General features: G+C 70.1%; 21 protein-coding genes and 1 tRNA gene. 8 read left to right on the top strand and 14 right to left on the bottom strand.

The window, feature by feature from the left end; all coding sequences use genetic code 11:
• Positions 1-129 precede the first annotated feature (129 nt).
• Positions 130-696 carry a hypothetical protein gene (locus ACWFR3_RS08400; RefSeq protein WP_453733782.1) on the top strand — a complete coding sequence of 189 codons (567 nt, stop codon included), beginning with the start codon at positions 130-132 and terminating at the stop codon, positions 694-696.
• Between the two features lie 92 nt (positions 697-788).
• Here ACWFR3_RS08400 and ACWFR3_RS08395 read toward each other — a convergent pair.
• Positions 789-861, bottom strand: a tRNA-Arg gene (locus ACWFR3_RS08395).
• Between the two features lie 308 nt (positions 862-1,169).
• Here ACWFR3_RS08395 and ACWFR3_RS08390 point away from each other — a divergent pair.
• The 4 genes from ACWFR3_RS08390 to ACWFR3_RS08375 all read left to right on the top strand — a co-directional run bounded on the left by ACWFR3_RS08390 (position 1,170) and on the right by ACWFR3_RS08375 (position 7,223).
• Positions 1,170-2,825, top strand: coding sequence for a dynamin family protein (locus tag ACWFR3_RS08390; protein WP_453733781.1), 1,656 nt, complete (start codon positions 1,170-1,172; stop codon positions 2,823-2,825).
• 5 nt (positions 2,826-2,830) lie between these two features.
• On the top strand, positions 2,831-4,762 hold the full coding sequence (locus ACWFR3_RS08385) for a GTPase (protein ID WP_453733780.1): 1,932 nt from the start codon (positions 2,831-2,833) through the stop codon (positions 4,760-4,762).
• Positions 4,763-5,015: 253 nt separating this feature from the next.
• Positions 5,016-5,435 (top strand): single-stranded DNA-binding protein, encoded by a 420-nt coding sequence (locus tag ACWFR3_RS08380; RefSeq protein WP_453733779.1) that lies wholly within the window; start codon positions 5,016-5,018, stop codon positions 5,433-5,435.
• Between the two features lie 333 nt (positions 5,436-5,768).
• On the top strand, positions 5,769-7,223 hold the full coding sequence (locus ACWFR3_RS08375; protein ID WP_453733778.1) for a Cys-Gln thioester bond-forming surface protein: 1,455 nt from the start codon (positions 5,769-5,771) through the stop codon (positions 7,221-7,223).
• A 55-nt stretch (positions 7,224-7,278) separates the two neighbouring features.
• On the opposite strand, the gene ACWFR3_RS08370 is transcribed toward ACWFR3_RS08375, so the two are convergent.
• Complete coding sequence (locus tag ACWFR3_RS08370) at positions 7,279-8,370, bottom strand: helix-turn-helix transcriptional regulator (protein ID WP_453733777.1); 1,092 nt, start codon at positions 8,368-8,370, stop codon at positions 7,279-7,281.
• A 136-nt stretch (positions 8,371-8,506) separates the two neighbouring features.
• Here ACWFR3_RS08370 and ACWFR3_RS08365 point away from each other — a divergent pair, with 136 nt between their 5' ends.
• Together ACWFR3_RS08365 and ACWFR3_RS08360 are read left to right on the top strand one after the other, a co-directional pair.
• Positions 8,507-8,929 carry a VOC family protein gene (locus ACWFR3_RS08365; protein WP_453733776.1) on the top strand — a complete coding sequence of 141 codons (423 nt, stop codon included), beginning with the start codon at positions 8,507-8,509 and terminating at the stop codon, positions 8,927-8,929.
• Between the two features lie 45 nt (positions 8,930-8,974).
• Positions 8,975-10,159: a winged helix DNA-binding domain-containing protein gene (locus ACWFR3_RS08360; RefSeq protein ID WP_453733775.1), complete on the top strand. Its 1,185-nt coding sequence runs from the start codon at positions 8,975-8,977 to the stop codon at positions 10,157-10,159.
• A 189-nt stretch (positions 10,160-10,348) separates the two neighbouring features.
• On the opposite strand, the gene ACWFR3_RS08355 is transcribed toward ACWFR3_RS08360, so the two are convergent.
• The 12 genes from ACWFR3_RS08355 to ACWFR3_RS08300 form a co-directional block, all read right to left on the bottom strand.
• The gene (locus ACWFR3_RS08355; RefSeq protein ID WP_453733774.1) at positions 10,349-11,605 is read right to left on the bottom strand and encodes a tyrosine-type recombinase/integrase; all 1,257 of its coding nucleotides are present in this window, start codon (positions 11,603-11,605) and stop codon (positions 10,349-10,351) included.
• Positions 11,605-11,805: a helix-turn-helix transcriptional regulator gene (locus ACWFR3_RS08350; RefSeq protein WP_453733773.1), complete on the bottom strand. Its 201-nt coding sequence runs from the start codon at positions 11,803-11,805 to the stop codon at positions 11,605-11,607. Before ACWFR3_RS08350 ends, ACWFR3_RS08355 begins: the two co-directional genes overlap by 1 nt.
• A gap of 2 nt (positions 11,806-11,807) precedes the next feature.
• The gene (gene repSA, locus ACWFR3_RS08345) at positions 11,808-13,181 is read right to left on the bottom strand and encodes a replication initiator protein RepSA (protein ID WP_453733772.1); all 1,374 of its coding nucleotides are present in this window, start codon (positions 13,179-13,181) and stop codon (positions 11,808-11,810) included.
• Positions 13,174-13,359, bottom strand: a complete 186-nt coding sequence (locus tag ACWFR3_RS08340; RefSeq protein WP_453733771.1) for a hypothetical protein — start codon at positions 13,357-13,359, stop codon at positions 13,174-13,176. The genes repSA and ACWFR3_RS08340 overlap by 8 nt, the downstream gene beginning before the upstream one ends.
• 89 nt (positions 13,360-13,448) lie before the next feature.
• Complete coding sequence (locus ACWFR3_RS08335; RefSeq protein WP_453733770.1) at positions 13,449-13,760, bottom strand: SpdD-like protein; 312 nt, start codon at positions 13,758-13,760, stop codon at positions 13,449-13,451.
• 23 nt (positions 13,761-13,783) lie between these two features.
• Positions 13,784-13,939 (bottom strand): hypothetical protein, encoded by a 156-nt coding sequence (locus ACWFR3_RS08330; RefSeq protein ID WP_135332310.1) that lies wholly within the window; start codon positions 13,937-13,939, stop codon positions 13,784-13,786.
• An 11-nt stretch (positions 13,940-13,950) separates the two neighbouring features.
• Positions 13,951-14,142, bottom strand: a complete 192-nt coding sequence (locus ACWFR3_RS08325; protein ID WP_453733769.1) for a mobile element transfer protein — start codon at positions 14,140-14,142, stop codon at positions 13,951-13,953.
• A 31-nt stretch (positions 14,143-14,173) separates the two neighbouring features.
• Entirely contained in the window at positions 14,174-14,833 is a 660-nt protein-coding gene (locus ACWFR3_RS08320) for a DUF2637 domain-containing protein (RefSeq protein ID WP_453733768.1), read from the bottom strand.
• Positions 14,833-15,036 (bottom strand): hypothetical protein, encoded by a 204-nt coding sequence (locus ACWFR3_RS08315; RefSeq protein ID WP_453733767.1) that lies wholly within the window; start codon positions 15,034-15,036, stop codon positions 14,833-14,835. The genes ACWFR3_RS08320 and ACWFR3_RS08315 overlap by 1 nt, the downstream gene beginning before the upstream one ends.
• 80 nt (positions 15,037-15,116) lie before the next feature.
• The gene (locus ACWFR3_RS08310; RefSeq protein WP_453733766.1) at positions 15,117-16,475 is read right to left on the bottom strand and encodes an FtsK/SpoIIIE domain-containing protein; all 1,359 of its coding nucleotides are present in this window, start codon (positions 16,473-16,475) and stop codon (positions 15,117-15,119) included.
• A 2-nt stretch (positions 16,476-16,477) separates the two neighbouring features.
• Positions 16,478-16,834, bottom strand: coding sequence for an SCO3933 family regulatory protein (locus ACWFR3_RS08305; protein ID WP_453733765.1), 357 nt, complete (start codon positions 16,832-16,834; stop codon positions 16,478-16,480).
• Positions 16,835-16,973: 139 nt separating this feature from the next.
• Positions 16,974-17,753, bottom strand: a complete 780-nt coding sequence (locus tag ACWFR3_RS08300; RefSeq protein WP_453733764.1) for a GntR family transcriptional regulator — start codon at positions 17,751-17,753, stop codon at positions 16,974-16,976.
• Between the two features lie 18 nt (positions 17,754-17,771).
• Between ACWFR3_RS08300 and ACWFR3_RS08295 the strand changes: the two genes are divergently transcribed.
• The gene (locus ACWFR3_RS08295; protein ID WP_453733763.1) at positions 17,772-18,239 is read left to right on the top strand and encodes an NUDIX hydrolase; all 468 of its coding nucleotides are present in this window, start codon (positions 17,772-17,774) and stop codon (positions 18,237-18,239) included.
• Positions 18,240-18,251: the final 12 nt, after the last annotated feature.

Here is an 18,251-nt window from a genome sequence, read left to right as displayed (position 1 = left end):
ACAGACCCAACAGGCAAACAGACCCAACAGGCGAACAGTCCCCACCCGCTTCGCCCACCCGCTTAGCCCGCTCGCTCCTCCCGGAGCGGCAGCCCCACGCAGACGCACACGCAGAGGAAAGACACCAATATGCGCACTCGGAAGATCTCGGCACTGACCATGACCGCTGTGGCCCTCGGCCTGGCGCTGACGGCATGCAACAACGGCGGCGCAGGCAACGCGTCCTCTTCCGAGAGCCCCTCGAGCAACTCATCGGCGGTGGCGACGGCCAAGAGCACTCCGAAGTCCGACGCTTCCACTGAAGACGGCAAGCAGGCGGGCACGCCCGCCAAGCCGGACGCGAAGTGCACGGACCAGCTCGACTACGCGGGCGACTCCCGCTCGAACGCGGAGATCAACTCGATCGGCGCGGACACCGGCACGTGCCCGCCGGTCCAGAAGTCCCCGTCCGACACGAAGTGCACGGACCAGCTCGACTACGCCGGCGACTCCCGCTCCAACGCCGAAATCAACTCGATCGGCGAAGACACGGGCACGTGCCCGCCGGTCAAGACCTCCGAGGCGGCATCGGGCGCACCGAAGCAGGCCGACACGAAGTGCACGGACCAGCTGGACTACGCGGGCGACTCCCGCTCGAACGCGGAGATCAACTCGATCGGCGAGGAAACGGGCACGTGCCCGCCGGTCAAGAAGTAGCGAACCGCTGACGTTCCCCTGTGGGGCCGCAGTGATGCGCACCCGGCCATGAAAGAGCCCCTCACGCGTCTTCGCAAGTGAGGGGCCATGTGCGCCCCCGGCAGGACTCGAACCTGCGGCCAAGCGCTTAGAAGGCGCCTGCTCTATCCACTGAGCTACGGGGGCCGGATGGTGGCCGGTGGCCTGGAGCCCGGGTGGGGACGAGCCGTGACCTTGCCGGGGACAAGGATAGGGCTCCCGGGTCCTTGTCCCTGGTGCTTCGCCTCCGAGGCGCTATGTGGAGGTTCAGTGAAGCGGTCCTGATAATCGCAGGCAGGTACGAATCCCGCATCGCTTTTGGCGCCTCACGCCTCGGGTGTTGTGCACTCGTTATGCCTGCGCCCCAGTCGCCCCTTCCGTCCCAAGTGTCCGATCGGCGCGCAGGCGGTGCCCATATGCTTCAGAATGCCGTCAAAATTGGGCATTCTTCACATGTGGTGACCTTGGACGTACGGCCTCAACTGCTCGACGCACTCTCCGCCCTGCGCGAGCGTGTCGCCGCCGCACGCTTTCCGCTCCCCCTGGTGGGGGCGCCACGCGCGCGTGCCAACCGGGACGAGCTCCTTGCCCAGCTCGACGACTATTTGGTGCCCCGCCTGCAGGCACCCGAAGCACCGCTGCTCGCCGTGATCGGGGGTTCCACCGGGGCGGGCAAGTCGACCCTGGTGAACTCCCTCGTGGGCAGGCGGGTCAGTGAGGCGGGGGTGCTTCGCCCGACGACCCGGACTCCGGTGCTCGTATGCCATCCGGAGGATCATCACTGGTTCGCCGACATGCGCGTACTGCCCGACCTCACGCGCGTGTGGGTGCCCCGTACGGAGCCTTCGGGTGAGGGCGAGCAGGATGACGGGGACGACGGGCGGGGCGACGACCTGCTGCCCATCGGGCCCGAGGGCGAGCGCGCGCTGCGCATCGAGACCTCGGAGACCCTGCCCCGGGGGCTCGCGCTCCTGGACGCCCCCGACGTCGACTCGCTCATCTCCGACAACCGCATCCTCGCCGCCGAGCTGATCTCCGCCGCCGACGTCTGGGTGATGGTGACCACCGCCTCCCGGTACGCGGACGCCGTGCCCTGGCATCTGCTGCGCACCGCCAAGGAGTACGACGCCACCCTCGTCACCGTCCTCGACCGGGTGCCGCACCAACTGGTGGCCGAGGTGTCGAGGCAGTACGGGGCGCTGCTCGCCAAGGCGGGCCTGGGTGACGTGCCGCGCTTCACCGTGCCCGAGCTGCCCGAGTCCGCGGGCGGCGGCGGGCTGCTTCCGTCCACCGCCGTCGCGCCGCTGAGGGCCTGGCTGACCCACCGGTCCCAGGATCCCGCGGCCCGTACGCAGGCCATCGCGCAGACGGCGTACGGCGTCATCCAGTCCCTCAACGTACGAGTCCCCGAGCTCGCGGGCGCCGTCGCCATGCAGTACGCGGCGGCGCTGCGGCTCACCGCCGCCGTCGACGACGCGTACGGATACGAGCACGCGCGCGTGCGGGAGCGTCTGCAGGCGGGAGCCGTCCTCGCGGGCGACGCGCTGAAACGGTGGCGCAGCTACCCGCTGGACTGCGGCGCCGGCGAGCTCCTCGACGCCGTCTCCGAGAGCCTGGAGTCGCTGCTGCTGTGCGCCGTGACCGCCGCCGACGAGCGGATCGACGAGGCGTGGCGGCGTGAGCCCGCCGCTGCTGCCCCCGGGCTCGGCGACCGCGACCGGGACGCGGAGAGCGCCGAGCACCGCATCGGGATGGCGGTACGGCGCTGGCGGCGCGTCCTGGAGGAGTACGCCGAGGACGAAGTCCGCGGACTCGAAGGCGTCGAGAAGAACTTCCTGCCCGACCCCGAGGTGGTGGCCGCCCTGCTCGCCACGGCCCTGCTCGGCGGGGGACGCGGACGTTCGGCGGGCGAGACGCTCGCCGAGCGGATCGGCGCCCAAGGAGCGCTCCGGCTGCGGGACCGGGGCGGACGCCTGCTCACCACCTACCTGGACAACGTCCTGGGCGCGGAGCGCGAGCGACGCCTCGCCCCCCTCGACTCCCTGGACGTGAACCCCGAACCACAGGCCGACCTGATCGCCGCGCTGTCCGTACTGCAGAAGGAGAGGTGACCGCGGTGACTGCCGTCACTGATCACACCGAACACGAGGGCCGTCCCGAGGGTGCCTCCGGAGCCGCTGGTGACGCCGGTGAAGCCGGTGACGTCGAAGCTGCCGGTGACGTTTCCGGCGGCTCCGAAGGCGTCTGGGACGACGGGCTGATCGCGCGGCGGGGCAGTGGCACGCGCGTGGACGCCGCTCAGCGGGCGGGAGGGGCGGCGGGGGGCGGCGGCGCCGACTCGTATGTCCCTGCGGAGAGCCCATCCGTGGCGGCCTCCGGTGCGCCATCCGGGGCTCACTCCGGCACCTCTTCCGGTGTTTCGACCGGTGTCTCGACCGCGTACGAAGGGCCCCTGCGCGCCCGGCTCGACGCCCTGCGCGAACTCGTCGGGCTCTCCCGTACCCGCCTCGACAGCGCCACGCTCGCCGAGGCCGGCCGGGTCCTCGACGAGGCCGCGGCCCGGCGCAGGCTCTCCGGACGGCACACCGTGGTCGCCATCGCGGGCGCTACGGGGAGCGGCAAGTCGACGCTGTTCAACGCCCTGGCCGGGGTAACGATCTCGGAGACCGGCGTTCGCCGACCGACCACCGCGGCACCCATCGGCTGCAGCTGGACCGACGGCGCCGCGGGGCTCCTGGACCGGCTCGGCATCCCCGGACGGCTGCGCAGGCGCCCGCTCCAGGGTCCGGACACGGGCACGCTGGAGGGGCTCGTCCTGATCGATCTGCCCGACCACGACTCGGCGGTCGGGGAGCATCGCGCACACGTGGACCGGATCCTCGGGCTCGTCGACGCGGTCATCTGGGTCGTCGACCCCGAGAAGTACGCCGACGCGATGCTGCACGAGCGCTATCTGCGGCCCATGGCCGGGCACGCCGAGGTCACGTTCGTCGTGCTCAACCAGGTGGACCGGCTGCCGGGCGACGCCGCCGACCAGGTGCTCGACGATCTGCGGCGGCTGCTCGACGAGGACGGCATCGCTCTCGGCGAGCACGGCGAACCCGGTGCCATCGTGCTCGCCATCTCCGCGCTGACCGGCGACGGAATCGGTGAACTTCGCGATTCGCTCGGCCAATTCACCAAGGAGCGGGGCGCCGCCGCCCGGCGCATCTCCGCCGACCTGGACGCGGCGGCCGACGAACTCTGGCCCGTGTACGCGGACGGGGCGGGGGCGAACAGGGCGCGCGGCAGGGGCCGGATCGGGCTCAGCGAAGAGGCCCGCGAGGACTTCGCCGACCGGCTCGCGGTCGCGGTGGGCGCGGCGGCGGCCGGGCAGGCTGCCGAGCGGGCCTGGCGGCGCCACGCGGGCAAGGCGTGCGGTACGCCATGGCTGAGGCTCTGGCGTTGGTACGAGGCCCAGCGTTCTCCGCAGGGCATCGGCTGGCCCGTGGGGCAGGCCCCGGCGGACGAGGAGGCCACGGCTCGCCAGCGCGTCGAACACGCGGTGCGCACGGTGGCCGACGAGGCCGCTTCCGGGCTGCCCCAGCCGTGGGGGCAGGCCGTGCGGGAGGCGGCGGTGCGCGGCGCGGAGGGGCTGCCCGAGGCGCTGGACCAGCTGACGTTGACGGTCGGGGTTCCGGAGGGGCGGCCGCCGCGGCCCGGCTGGTGGCCGGTCGCCGTCCTCGCCCAGGCGGCGATGACGATGCTGCAAGTCGTGGGCGGGCTCTGGCTAGTGGCGCAGATCATCGGGATCGTCGAGCCGAACCTGGGCGTGCCGGTGCTGCTGATGCTGGCAGGCATCGTGGGCGGTCCCTGCGTGGAGTGGGGGAGCCGGATGGCGGCCCGTGGCCCGGCGCGACGCTACGGCCTGGATGCGGAACGACGGCTGCGGGAGGCGGCTGCCGGGTGCGGGCGGGCGCGGGTCCTTGATCCGGTGGCGGCGGAGTTGCTGCGGTATCGGGAGGTTCGGGAGCAGTACGTGCGGGTTACGGGGGCGGCGGTGGGCTGAGCTGCTGGCTGAACGGCCGGTTGAACGCTGGGCTGAGCGGCTGGTTGTGCCATGGGCTGAGGGATGGGATGAGCTGCGGGATGAGCGGCGGGCGGGCAGGCCCTTCGCCCCGTTCGGGTGAGGGAGTTTTCCACAACTGCCCGGTAGGCCACAGGGCTCAGCGGGATCCTCCCGACCGGTCCACTCTGAGATCGACGCCGCGGGACCGACCGCCGCGGCAGCGGAAGCGGAGTGGACGAGGGAGGGGTTCGGCATGAACGAGACCTTGGTGACGGTAGTGGGAAACGTCGCGACGACACCGGTGTTCCGGGAGCTGGCCTCCGGGCCGGTGGCGCGGTTCCGGCTCGCGGTGACGGCGAGGTACTACGACGCCGTGCAGAACGTCTGGGCGGACGGGCACACCAACTTCTTCACGGTGTGGGCGAAGCGATCGCTCGGATCGAATGTGCAGGGCTCTCTGACCATCGGTGAACCCGTCATCGTGCAAGGGCGGTTGAAAGTGCGCGACGAGGAGCGCGGTGGTCAGCACTGGACGTCTGCGGACATCGACGCGATCACCATCGGCCACGATCTCTCGCGCGGGACGGCGGCGTTCCGGCGCGTGCTCAAGGCGAACGCGGCGCTGACGGAATCAGCGGCGGAGCGCGAACCTGAGCCCGCACCGGTGGGATGACGGGCCATCAGGTGAGCCGTCTTCAGGGCTGCCGGGAGAGGGTGACCGATGTGCGGCTTATCGGCGAATGGGTGTCGTTGATTTGTCGATAAGCCCAGTTGGAAAAGGTTGTTGGCGATAACGATTCCGAGTCGGATCGGTTATCGAACGGCAGTACTGGGGACCGTGGTCTGCCGCTTCCCTAGGATGCCGGACGTAGCTAGCGGGGCAGTTGGTAGTGGATGCCACGCAGGTGGCAGGCGATTCTGCCCCTTTCAATCTGCTGGCGGGATCACCCCCCTCGAAGTGAACGGGTCCCGTCCGGAGGGGAATTCTGTGTCTTTTGCGCGTTCTGTGTTCTCTGCGTTCTCTGCTCTCTCCAGGGGGCGCGCGTGCTCTGCGCCGTCCCGGCGGAGACGGGGCGCCGCGCGCCTCGCCGCGGTGACGCTGGCGACCGGAGTCGTCGCAGCGGGCGCGATAGCCACCGCGGGTCCCGCCGCGGCGGAAGAGGCCCCGCAGAACCGGGGCGGAGCCGTCGCGACGCTGGGCGGGCTCCAGACGTACGGACAGGCGGTCCTCCGTGACAACGGGGAGAGCCAGCAGGTTCCTGCCGGCCTCTTCGAGATGTCCGTAGACGGCGGCGGCACCCTGCAGACGTACTGCATCGACATCCTCAACCCCACGCAGAAGGACGCGAAGTACCAGGAGACCGCCTGGAGCGGCACGTCGCTGAACGGCAACAAGAACGCGGGCAGGATCGGCTGGATCCTGCAGCACTCGTACCCCCAGGTGAACGACCTCGCCGCGCTGGCCCGCAAGGCGGGCGCGCGATCGCTCACCGAACAGTCGGCGGCAGCCGGCACGCAGGTGGCGATCTGGCGCTACTCGGACGGTGCCGAGGTGGAGGCGGTCGACCCGCAGGCCGAGAAGCTCGCGGACTACCTCTACAAGAACGCCCGCGGCGCGGCCGAGCCCAAGGCCTCGCTGACCCTCGACCCGCCCGCGGTCTCCGGGCACGCGGGGGAGCGGCTCGGCCCGGTCACCGTGCGGACGGACGCGGACGCCGTGTCCGTGACCCCGCCCGCCGACTCGGTGGCGAGCGGAGTGAAGGTCGTCGGCAAGGACGGCAAGCCCGTCACCTCGGCGGCCAACGGCAGCCAGCTGTTCTTCGACGTCCCCGAGGACACCCCGGACGGCTCGGCGGCACTCGCCGTGCAGGCGTCGACGACGGTGCCGGTCGGCCGTGCCTTCGCCTCCGAGAGTCGGAGCCAGACGCAGATACTCGCGGGCTCCAGTGAGTCGACGGTCTCCGCGACGGCGAGCGCCACCTGGGCCGAGGACGGCGCCATACCGACGCTGTCCGCGGAGAAGAACTGCGCCAAGAGCGGCGTGGACATCACGGCGGGCAACAAGGGTGACGAGGCGTTCTCCTTCCGCCTCATGGGCGTCAAGCACACCATCGAGGCCGGTACGTCGCGGACGGTGACGATCCCGCTCCAGGAGGACCAGCCCTACGACTTCACGATCAACGGGCCCAACGGCTTCGAGAAGCGGTTCAAGGGCGTGCTCGACTGCAAGACCGAGGGCAGCACGATCGGCAGCAAGACCGAGCCGGTCGCCGACCCGAGCCCCGCGTCGGCGGGCGGCACCGGCACCGGCGGTGGCGACCTCGCGGAGACGGGCGGCTCCAGCGCGACGCCGATGATCGCCGGAATAGCGGTCCTCATGGTCGTGCTCGGCGCGGCGGCGATGTTCTTCCTCCGCAAGAAGGAAGCCCCGACGTCCACGGAGACGCCGACCGAGGAGTGAGTGCGCTCGCTCGCGGGGGGGCGGGAGCGGGGGCGGGGGCCTGTGCGGTCAGCGGTCACCCCTGGGCTTCCGCGCCTCCCGCTGCGTTGGTGTAGCGCGCGGCCAGTTCGGCGAACGCGCTGGTCAGTTGTGGTGGGCCGATGACGTGGATGTCGGTGTCGAAGTGGCCGATGGTGGCGGCGAGGCCGGTCCAGGACCAGGAGCCGAGGGTGAGCCGACAGCGGTCGGGGCCGACTTCCTCGACGATGCCGTCCTCTACGAAGGGGGCCACGGCCCGCACGGGGAGGTTGAGGACGACTTCGCCCCGGCAGGGCCAGTCCGTGGTGGAGCCGTCCGTTCCACGGAACCGGCCGGTGATGAAGGCGGCCACGTCGCCGCCGGCCCCGTAACCGCTGCCACCGCCGGGTAGATCGCGCGGGGTGAAGCGCGGTCCGGTAGGCGTGCGGGGGTGCATCCGGTCGGCGCGGAAGGTGCGCCAGTCGTCACGGTCGAGATCCCAGGCGATCAGGTACCAGCGGCCGCGCCAGGTGACGAGGTGGTGGGGCTGGACCCGGCGGGGGCGTTCGGCGGGGTCGGTGGCCTCCGGCCCGGGGTCGGAGTGCTGGCGGACGGCGTGCTCGCGGACCGAGTGCTCGCGGGCCGAGTGCTCGTAGTCGAACTGCCGGTAGTCGAAGCGAAGTTCCTCGCGGGCGTGGATGACACGGCTCAGCTCGACGAGGAGCTGCGTACTGACCGGTGAAGCGTTGCCGCCGCCCGCCTCCGGTGCCTGGACGGCCGTGACCTGGAGCATGTCGATGCGCTGACGCAGCCGGGGCGGCATGACCTGGCGAATGGTGGCCAGGGCCCGCACGGCATCGTCACCGATTGTGCTGTTGGTGGCCGCGGACTGCAGGGCGAGGGCCACGGCCACGGCTTGGTCGTCGTCGAACAGCAGTGGGGGCAGTTGTGAGCCGGCGTCCAGGCGGTAGCCGCCGAGGGGGCCCTTGAAAGCGCGGATCGGGTAGCCCAGCTCCCGCAGACGGTCGATGTCACGGCGCACCGTGCGCGGGGTGATGTCGAGCCGCTCGGCGAGGTCGTCGCCGGACCAGTCGCGGTGCGTCTGGAGCAGCGAGAGCAGCGCGAGCAGCCGGGATGACGTCTTCTGCATGCTCACCACTCTGCCCGAATTACAGGACACAACCTGTCCGCTACTCCTGGAATGGTGGCTTTCACCGATTCACCGATTCACCGGTTCGCCGATTCACCGGACCACCCCACCACCGCGCAAGCAGCAGGAGAAAGCCATGCCGATCACGACCACCACCCACCTGAACTTCCGGGGCGACGCGCGGGCGGCGCTGGATCACTACCAGTCGGTCTTCGGCGGTCGTATCGCCGCCGTCACGTACAAAGACATGGGCAACGTGCAGAACGAGAACGAGGCGGACTGGGTGGTGTGGGGCGAGGTGGTGGGCGACAACGGCTTCCACGTCATGGCCTACGACGTTCCCTCGCACCTCCCCTGGGGCCAGGGCAGCAACCCCTTCTTCGTCTCCGTGCGCGGTGACGACACGGACGAGATCAGCGCCCTGTGGCAGAAACTGGCAGAGGGCTCGACGGTGGTGCAGCCCCTGGAGCCGTCGCAGTGGGCCCCGCTGTACGGCATGCTCACCGACCGCTTCGGCGTGACCTGGGTCGTGGACGTGGCGGCCCCGTACAACGGCTGACCAGCGCACGAGCGCACGAGCGAACGGCGGTACTGAAGTACTCCCATGACTTCCTCAAGCCCCAGCCCCAGCCCCAGCCCCAGCCCCAGCCCCAACCCCATCCTCAGCCCACGCGCCCTCAACCGAGCCACCCTGGCCCGCCAGTACCTGCTCGACCGCACCGCCACACCAGTCAGCGAGGCGGTGGCCCACCTGGCCGGCCTGCAGGCCCAAGAGCCGCAGGAACCCTTCATCGGCCTGTGGTCGAGGCTGCAAGCCTTCAGGCCCGACCAGCTCGACCAGGCACTGACGGACCGGCACGTCGTACGCACCCACCTGATGCGCCGCACCGTCCACCTGGTCACCGGCGACGACGCGCTCGCCTGGCGGGCCCGCCACGACGCCATGCTGCGCCAACGGGTACTGGCCACCTACCGGCGCGAGCTCACCGGCATCGACCTCGATGAACTCGCAGCGGCGGGCCGCGCGGTCATGGCCGACCACCAGCCCCGCACCATGACCGAGCTTGTCCAGGCACTCCAGAACCGCTGGCCGGACCCACCGCGCCGCGCACTGGGCGAGCTCCTCGTGGCAGGCGTCATCCCGATGGTCCAGCTCCCCCCGCGCGGTCTGTGGCAGAGGAAGGCAGGCGTACGAAACCTCCCCCTGGCCACGTGGCTCGGACACGAGATCGCCCCGCTACCCGCCAACACCGAACCCAACACCGACGCAGACGGCGACCTGATCGGACAACAAGACAACGACCTGGTCGGACAACAACTGGTACGCCGCTACCTCGCCGCCTACGGCCCCGCGGCCACCGCGGACATCCGGGCCTGGAGCGGCCTGGCCGGTCTGCCGGCGGCGGTCAAGGCCATGCGGGACGAGCTGGTCACGTTCCGGGACGAGCGCGGCCGGACACTCCTCGACCTGCCCGACGCCCCGCGCCCGTCCCCGGACACACCCGCCCCGGTCCGCTTCCTCCCGGCCTTCGACAACGCGATCCTCGGCTACCAGGACCGCAGCCGCATCATCGACGACGCCCACCTCGGCCTGTCCGTCGCGGGCCTGCGCGCAGTCCTGGTCGACGGCCGCGTCGCCGCCACCTGGACGACCCACGACCACCAACTCCGCGTAACGCCCCTGCGCACCCTCTCCTCCCCGGAGCGGGAATCCCTCATGGAGGAGGCCCACGCCCTGACCGCTTTCCTGGACCAGGACATCAACCAGCCCGTAATCGACGCTCGGTAACCGCTCAATTACCCTCGCACGCCAGGAACGTCCAGGTCACGGCCCCTGCCAAGTACTGGTTTCCTCCGGGAGGTAGCCGTCAGGCAAGATGGGGTGTTTTTGCCGAGCCTGATCATGCCAACGGCCCCTGACCAGCGGGTTATCCGCAAGTTAGGGGCCGGAGGCGGGCCGTGGGCCGTCTGTGGGCCGTCAGGCCGCCGGGGCGACGACCGGGGCGGGCTTTCGCAGGAAGACGGCGGACACGGCCGTCCTCGTCCGCGCCTCGCTGCTTGGCATCAAGTGCGTGTAGATCCGCAGCGTGAACCCGGGGTCCGAGTGTCCCAGGTAGACGCTCAACGCCTTGATGCTCTCACCGGCGTCCAGGAGCACCGAGGCGTAGAAGTGACGCAAGGCGTGCATGCCGTCGTCCGGCGCGGCTGCATAGCGCTTCTCGCCAGGGCGCTTGGGAGGGATGACGCCCGCGAAGGCCAGGGCGGGCTTCCAGACGTAGTCATCGAAGTAGCTGCGCCAGATGGCCTTGCCCACCCCGCTGGTGAAGACGAGACTCCGCGTCACGAGGGGCCCGTCCGGCGTCTTCCACGGCAAGGTGACCTCGACGGGCGGGAATTGGTCCATGTGCTCGCGGAAGCCCGTCGCAACTACCGGACTGAGTGGTGCGTCCCGGAGCTTGCCCCGCTTGGGCGGAGCGAAGACCAGCGTGCCGCGTACGCGCTTGATCTGCTGCCGGACGTGCACCCAGCCCGTACCGAGGTCAATGTTCTCCTCAGCGAGGCCGAACACCTCTCCCTGACGGAGCCCGCAACCACCGCCCGCGTCCACAGTGGCGGCGTACCGCTCGGGCAGCCCCGCACGGACAGCGAACACGCGCTCCTCAGGCCAGGGATGGATCAGACGGGGCTCAGGCTCCGGAGCCTTGACCGACTGGGCGTGGCAGGGATTCGCCCTGATCACTCCGTCATCAACCGCAGCGTTGAACAGGGACGACACGGAGTCGTAGATGGCGCGTCGGTACGTCGCGTTCGGCAGCGCCAGGCTGAGCATGTTCAACCAGGTGCGCATGTGCTCGGGCTTGAACGAACCCATGGGGCGCGACCCCAGGTAGGGAACCGCGTGCAGCCGAATGCGCCTGTCCACGACTTCCTGACTGCCCAGGTCTGTCGTCAACCCGTCCAGCCACTTCGCGGCGTACTCCCGGAACGTGATCTGCCCGGCTTTCGGGTCGATGAACTGGCCCGCGTCCATGTCCGCCTTGACCCGCGTGAGCCACTTCTCGGCGAGGCTCTTCTGGCGGTCCGGGAAGCTCTTGGACTGCTCGGAGCCGTCCGGCCCGACGTAGCGGGCGCGATAGCGCAGGCCGGTGCCGTAACGGTCGGTCTTGACCCTGACTGACTTGCCGTCCGGAGCGGTCTCGACCTTGTACCAGCGATCTTGGATGTGTCCGGGCATCAGGCGGCAGCCCCCTCTTGTAGGGAGGCGACCCAGGTACGGACGTCGTTCGGATCGAATCGGAGGTGCCGGCCGACACGGAACCCGCGGGGGCCGGTGTGCTTACGGCGCCACTGGTACACGGTCTCGACACTGGGCAGGTCGAACAGCTCCACCAGGTCGTCAGGCGTCAGATAGCGGGCGGGGAGCCGAGATTCCATCGTCACCACTCCCTCTCGCCGGAGGCTGCTTTGAGTTCTTCGCGGGCGATCTCGCGGTTGAGCTGGAGATCTCGGGCGATCGTCGTGGCGAGGGCGGATTCTCCGGGCGTGTGACCGTGGCCCGCGTACTGCCAGTCGGAGAGGACGAGCACGGTGTCCGGCTCGCGGTCGTCCAGGCCGAGGGCGTCGCGTTCCTGTGCGGCGCGGAAGTCGGCGCGTGCCTGGCGGAGTTCGCCGAGGGTGGTCGAGTAACGGCGGGACTTGGAGGAGAAGTGGCCCCGGAAGCCGAGCATGTGTGCCCACGCCCAGAGGCGGCGGTCCGGGTAGAGCGGATCGAGCAGCTTGCAGGCTTCGATCAAGCGGCGAGCGTGGGCGGGGACCTGGTGGCGGTCGAGGTCGGCGAGTTCGCTGATCCGGCGATCGAGAGTGCCGGTGTTCTCGGCGGCCTTGGTCGCGTACTTGGCGACGTACGAGGCGACGGCCTGTTCGGTGATGTCGGAGCCGTCGCCGAAGGCTTTGACCGGGCGCACGTCGAGCTGAGTGCCCCAGCGGAACGTACGGGTGGGCTGGTCATCGGCGGCCGGGACCGAGACCGAGGTGTACGAGTGCGTGGCTGCGGCGTGGATGGCGTCGGCGAGGAGGTCGCCGCTCGCCCAGGGCGGGGGCGGAGTGTCGCAGCCGTCCGGGCCGTCGAGGCGGATGACCGCGTGGAAGTGCAGGGCTCCGCGCTTCTGGAACTCGGCGACCTTGCCGTACGAGAGGCGGGCGGACTCCTTCAGTTCGCGTTGGGTAAGTCCAGCGCGGGCGGCGATCTCTCGGCGTAGGCGGGTCGTGAATCTCATCCACAGGTCGCCCGCGTGGTTGTTGAAGAGGACGGCGGCAGCGTAGTCGTACGTGGCCGGGTCGAGGGCGGTACCGAGTGCCGGGTCGTCGGTGGGGTGGAGGGTGCCGCAGCGGCAGGCACCGCGGTCGGGTCGGTTGTGGACCGGGCCGAAGGACGGGGCGGTGAGCGTGGTGAAGACGCGCGGGTGCTCGCGGACCGTGGAGGGGACGTCTCGGCGGTCGTCTCCCGCCAGGCCCGCGCGGATCAGGTGGTAGGTGTCTCCGGCGTACGTCCAGGCGCAGGAGGGGCAGCGGGAGGCACGGCGGTTGCCGCAGGCGAGACGGAGGCGTCCGCCGGGCTCGCCTTGGGTGGAGTAGTGGTGGAGGGTCTCACCAGTCGTCTTGTCCTTGGTGAGGGACCAGCCGGTGAGGTGGATCGGGTCGGAGCAGCCGCCGGTGCGGCGGATCTGGTCCTGCCAGCGGTCGAAGTCGGAGGCCGAGGCCACCCTCAGCAGGTCGCCGAGGGTGATGGGGTCCAGCAGCGTGTCAGACACGGGCGCCCTCCCGCGTGAGCGAGCGGCGGACGGTGGCGATGCCGTGGCAGTCCAGGCAGTGAGCGGTGATGATGCGCAGGTGGCCGTTCCGGTCGCGGCCGCCGAGGGTAACGGCGACGGAGGCGAAGCCGTCGCAAGACGGGCAGATGCGGGACGGCAGGCGGGTGCGCTCGGTCATGATGGAGCTTCCTTCCGGATCTCTGGTTCGGAGAGGGACACGGCTCCCAGGCGGCGGAGACTTGGCGGTTGAGGCCGCCCGGGGGCCGGTCAGCGCCGCTTGTGCTCGGCGGCGATGAGGGAGCGGACGACCAGCGCGCAGACGGCGAGCGAGGCGCCGGTGATGGCGACCGCGAGGAGCATGGAGACCAGGACGGCGCCGACGACCAGGACGACGGCGGTGCCGCTGCCGACGAGGGCGACGACGCTGCCCGGCGTGAGCTGGACGTTGGGCCGGGCGGGAGCAGTCGAGGCGACGGGTGCCGGTGCCTGGGGCTGCTGGACGGCGGCGGCCGGGACAGTGGCGAGCGGGGTGACGATGCCGGTCGGGGCCGGGTTGGTCGGGACCTTGGGGCGGAACATGGTGGTTCTCCCTTCGCAGGCGGCTACTTGACGGTGGAGTCGATGGCGGGGGCGAGCAGGCTGTCTGCGAGGAGGTAGCCGCAGAGCAGGAGGACGATCACCAGCCACCAGGGCGGGTGGATGAGCTTGAGGCCGAGGTAGCCGACGACGATCAGGGCGAGCCAGAGCGGGACATCCATGGCGGGGCTCCTCAGCGGGCCTTGCAGCGGTGGGTGCGGGCGGCGAGTTGGGCAGCTGACTGGCTGGAGTAGTCGGAGGACCAGCCGCAGCGGTCGGCGGTGCACACGGCGGCGTGTTTGGTCTGGCCGTGGCGGTCGCGGTGGGTGCCGATCTGGACGGGGCCGATCTGCATCACGGAGTGGAAGTGATCGCGGGCGGGCATGGGTGGTTCTCCTCTCGGGTCAGGTTTCGGATCAGGCGAGTTGGGCGGCGATGGCGTCGGCGAGCTGGGGCGGGACACCGAGGCGGGCCCGAAGGGTGTCGGTGTCGATGCGGGAGCCGGTGCGGGCCTGGTGGTCGTCAGCGACCTTGCGGGCGTGGTCGACCAGGGCGGCTGGGACCGGGGGCGCTGCTTCGGCGGTGGGGAGCGCGGGGGTTTCCTCAGCCGCGGGGACTTGAGGGGCTTCCGGCTCCGTAACGGGCGTGGGCTCGGGTGCGGATTCGGGAGCAGCAGGGGCCGGCCGGTCCGGCTCTGCCGAGGTCTCCGGCGCGTGGGCGGTGTGGGCAAGCAGCGTTCCGCCGAGGAAGGCGAGAGCAGGCCAACCGGCGACACCAAACCGGAGCCAGCCCGGCGGATGCTGCAGGTCGAGGAACCCAGCGGTGGCGACGTTGGCGCCGAGAGAGGCCACCAGGGCGATCAGGAACCAGCACCAGGCGAGCCGGGACGGACCGTCACTCCGCAACCGCCGCCAGGCCGCGACCAAGAGCAGGTCGACGCTGATCGGATAGGCCCACGCCTTCCAGCCGTCTTGCCCGGCAGCGGCGGCGAGGTCGTGCAGGTGGGCAAAGGAGAGGGCGCCAGCGATGAAGGCCTGGACGAGGACGGCGTCCACGCGGATCGCGGGCCGGGCCATTACGAGCCCTCGGTCGGGTAGTCCGGCCCGTCGGTCAGGTTGTAGTCGGGCGGCAGCGACGGGAGGACACGACGGGGCAGCGAGGCAGCGACGGCCGCGCCCGTAACGGCAACGAACTCCTCGTCGGCGTCGGGCAGATCGGCGTACAGGGCCAGGGCGCCGAGTAGCTGGACCGTGCGATTGAAGTCCTCGTAAGCGTCCACTGGTTCACCTCCGGATTTGGGCATGGGCGGGGTAGGGACGTGGCGCGGGTGCGGTCGCGCCGACCGTGGAGCGGGAGTGGTCAGGCCGTAGCGGGGGCGGCCTTGGAGAGCGGTGCGTGGGCCGAGGGCAACGGGGCGACGTCGGGCCGGAAGGGCGCGAGCTCGGGCAGGTCCGGGGTGCGGTCGGCGTGCCGGTTGCAGATGTTCACGGCTTCGCGCAGCGAGGTGTGCGGGGCGCGGATGCGGGCCCAGCCGCCGGACGAGTCGCCGGTGACGGCGATGCCGGGTGTCTCGGTGGGGATCTGGATGGCGGCGAGAACGGCGTCCGGGGCGATGTCGCCGAAGGCCATGTTGGCGCTGGATTCGTCGTTGACGCGGTGGGCGGTACGGCCGGTGAGCTGGGCGCGGAGCATCGTGATGCCCTTGCCGAGCTCGGAGCCGAAGCGCTGACCGCAGATCTCCAGGTAGATCCCGGCGGCGCGGCCGAGCTGGGCGAGGCGGACCAGGTCGGTGATGATCCGATCCCGCCGCTTCTCTTCGTCCTTGCTTGCGTAGAGGGCGAGTTCGGCGACTTCGTCGACCAGGACGACGACGGGCACGGGCCGCAGATCCTCGGGCAGGTCCCAGATGTCGGCGGCGATCTCCGCATCGGGTACGTCGACGCTGATGCGCTGCTTGGCACGTATGAGCCGGTAGACGGTCTCCATGTGGGAGACGAGGGCATCGAGGAGTTCGAGGGCGGTGTCCGGGTTGTCGGCGAGGGCGGAGAAGCGCCGGGCCAGCGGGAAGAGCTCGACGCCCTGCTTGCAGTCGATACCGACCAGGGCGACATCCTGCGCGGCGAGCCCGGCAACGAGGTTGCGCTGATAGACGGACTTGCCCGACTCGGTGGCGCCGAGCGTGAGCCCGTGCGGAACGGACCGGTAGTCGCGGTAGTGCACGGCCCCGTCTTCGCGCAGGGCGACAGGAATGCGCATCGGGCGGCTGTCGGTCTTGGCGGGCATCTTCACTCGCTGGAGCACGTCGTAGCCGGTCATGCGCAACTCGACGACACTGGAGCGCAGTTCGCGTGAGGTGATGCCGTACATCCCGAAGGAGTGGCGCAGCCGGTCGGTGGCGGCCGAGACGTCGAACGCGTCCTGCCCCGGGCGGAGCTTGAGGCGTAGGACCAGGCCGGTGCGAGTGGGCCGCAGCCGCAGGATGCGCGGAGCTCGCGACTCGGGCAGCGGGCGGTTGGTCATCCGGGCGAGCGAGAGACGCCAGCGCGAAGGCGGAACGGTGAGCCCGCAGGCCTCCATGACCGAGGCGTACCGAACCAGGACCCGTAACGCGGCGAACGTGACGCCGAAACTCACCCAGTACCAGGCGGGGCGCCGCCACCGCAGGATCACTGCGGAGGCGACGACCAGCAGAAGCAGCGTGACCGTGAAGGCGGTCATGATCAGGCCGCCTTGGGCTTCGAGGCGCCACCGGTGAGCGAGGTGACGGCGACGGCGCGGAAGGCGATGCCGTGCCGCTTCTGCCCGTTGAACTCGTTCTCCCACGGGCGGGCGATCAGGCCGGTGAGTGCGACCGGGGTGCCCATGGCGAGCTCGTCGGAGATGCCGGGCTGAGGGACGGTGACGGACAGGATCTCCACTGCGTCGTTGGCCGCGAACATCACGTCCACGGTCATCAACTGGGCTCCGGTCTCTACGTCTTGGGCGAGCTCACCGGTACGACGGTCCTTGACCTTGGGCTGCGGGGCCTTGGCGACCATCACGGTGGCGGCGGAGGTGTCGACGGGGATCTGACGCACTACGGATCACTCCTCTATAGATGCTGGACTCCGTCACTCATGTATAGGAGTGACATGAAGAAGAGTGCATCACTCCTATACATGAGTCAACCCGCCGCGACAGAGAAGTCACGGCGGGCTGCGAGAAGTTGAGGGCGTGTCAGTCGGCGGCAGGGATCCGATACTCGAAAACGAACTGGTCAGCGGCCATGAGGGTGTCGCAGACCTCGACCACACGGCCTTCGGTCGTCCGAGCCTCACGGACCAGATGAACTACCGGAGCTCCGGGACTGAGCGCGAGCTCGGTTGCCTCGGCCTTGGAGGCCGGACGCGCTTGCAGGGTCTCGACGAACTCGGCGAACTCGTGCCCGTGGTCTTCGAGGCGGGCGTAGATGCCACCGCCGCCGGGGTTCTCGGCGAACAGCTCGGGGATGTCCTTCACGACGTCCCACGGCAGATACGAGGACGCGGTCTCGACGGGAGTGCCGTTGCGGAAGTAGAGGCGTCGCCGGGCAAGGACCTGGGCGCCGGCCTCGACGCCCAACGGCTCGGCGGCATCCGCGGGGGCCTCCATGGGCCCGATGTACAGGACGCTGACCTTTGCCGTGGCACCGGACTGCGCGGACTCCGCCAGATACGCGGCCTTCCCACCCTGCCGAAGCGAACGCCGGAAGCGATCAGAGGACCGATGCCGTACCGGCGGCCGATCCTTCACCATCGAGCCCTTGCCGTGCCGGGTCTCGACGAGCCCACTGGCCCGCACCTCGACCATGGCCTTACGAATCGTCCCGCCGGCCACGCCGTAGCGCTCCACGAGCTCCGACTCACTCGGCACCATGTCACCAGGCTTCAGGACTCCCGCCCGGATCTGCTGAACGATGTCGTCAGCGATCTGCACATACCGAGGTCCGGCCTTCCCCTCTCCTACCGCAGTTCCCATAGTCCTTCTCTTCCTCCTATGCTCCTGTACATGAGTAACAGCGCCCAGGAAGGCCAGTCAACGCCACTGCACTCCGTGTCCGTAGCCGGAGTAGTGGTACGCGAGGACGGCCGACTCCTGGCCATCCGCCGCGCGGACAACGGCACTTGGGAACTCCCTGGCGGTGTGCTCGAACTCGACGAGACCCCCGAAGAGGGCGTACGGCGCGAAGTCCTGGAAGAGACGGGCATCCACATCGAGGTGGACGAGCTCACCGGGGTCTACAAGAACACGACCCGGGGCGTTGTGGCGCTGGTCTTCCGATGCAAGCCGGTCGGCGGCACAGAGCGCACGTCCAGCGAGTCAACGGCGGTCGACTGGCTGACGCCGGAAGAGGTCACCGAGTGGATGTCCGAGGTCTACGCGATCCGGCTCCTGGACGCCCTCGACGGGGCAGGCCCTCACGTACGAAGCCACGACGGCAAGCGCCTGACGCCGACGCGATAGAACTTTCCCTAC

This window comes from Streptomyces sp. NPDC055189 (assembly GCF_053606765.1).
The sequence above is the reverse complement of the archived record's forward strand: the minus strand, read 5'-3'. Positions and strand labels throughout refer to the sequence as shown.

Excerpts from the sequence above, each read along its gene's own strand:
- ACWFR3_RS08400 (WP_453733782.1), top strand. The coding sequence starts at position 130 with ATGCGCACTCGGAAGATCTCGGCACTGACCATGACCGCTGTGGCCCTC.
- ACWFR3_RS08380 (WP_453733779.1), top strand. The coding sequence starts at position 5,016 with ATGAACGAGACCTTGGTGACGGTAGTGGGAAACGTCGCGACGACACCG.
- ACWFR3_RS08370 (WP_453733777.1), bottom strand. The coding sequence starts at position 8,370 with ATGCAGAAGACGTCATCCCGGCTGCTCGCGCTGCTCTCGCTGCTCCAG.
- ACWFR3_RS08365 (WP_453733776.1), top strand. The coding sequence starts at position 8,507 with ATGCCGATCACGACCACCACCCACCTGAACTTCCGGGGCGACGCGCGG.
- ACWFR3_RS08360 (WP_453733775.1), top strand. The coding sequence starts at position 8,975 with ATGACTTCCTCAAGCCCCAGCCCCAGCCCCAGCCCCAGCCCCAGCCCC.
- ACWFR3_RS08355 (WP_453733774.1), bottom strand. The coding sequence starts at position 11,605 with ATGCCCGGACACATCCAAGATCGCTGGTACAAGGTCGAGACCGCTCCG.
- ACWFR3_RS08350 (WP_453733773.1), bottom strand. The coding sequence starts at position 11,805 with ATGGAATCTCGGCTCCCCGCCCGCTATCTGACGCCTGACGACCTGGTG.
- ACWFR3_RS08340 (WP_453733771.1), bottom strand. The coding sequence starts at position 13,359 with ATGACCGAGCGCACCCGCCTGCCGTCCCGCATCTGCCCGTCTTGCGAC.
- ACWFR3_RS08335 (WP_453733770.1), bottom strand. The coding sequence starts at position 13,760 with ATGTTCCGCCCCAAGGTCCCGACCAACCCGGCCCCGACCGGCATCGTC.
- ACWFR3_RS08330 (WP_135332310.1), bottom strand. The coding sequence starts at position 13,939 with ATGGATGTCCCGCTCTGGCTCGCCCTGATCGTCGTCGGCTACCTCGGC.
- ACWFR3_RS08325 (WP_453733769.1), bottom strand. The coding sequence starts at position 14,142 with ATGCCCGCCCGCGATCACTTCCACTCCGTGATGCAGATCGGCCCCGTC.
- ACWFR3_RS08320 (WP_453733768.1), bottom strand. The coding sequence starts at position 14,833 with ATGGCCCGGCCCGCGATCCGCGTGGACGCCGTCCTCGTCCAGGCCTTC.
- ACWFR3_RS08310 (WP_453733766.1), bottom strand. The coding sequence starts at position 16,475 with ATGACCGCCTTCACGGTCACGCTGCTTCTGCTGGTCGTCGCCTCCGCA.
- ACWFR3_RS08300 (WP_453733764.1), bottom strand. The coding sequence starts at position 17,753 with ATGGGAACTGCGGTAGGAGAGGGGAAGGCCGGACCTCGGTATGTGCAG.
- ACWFR3_RS08295 (WP_453733763.1), top strand. The coding sequence starts at position 17,772 with ATGCTCCTGTACATGAGTAACAGCGCCCAGGAAGGCCAGTCAACGCCA.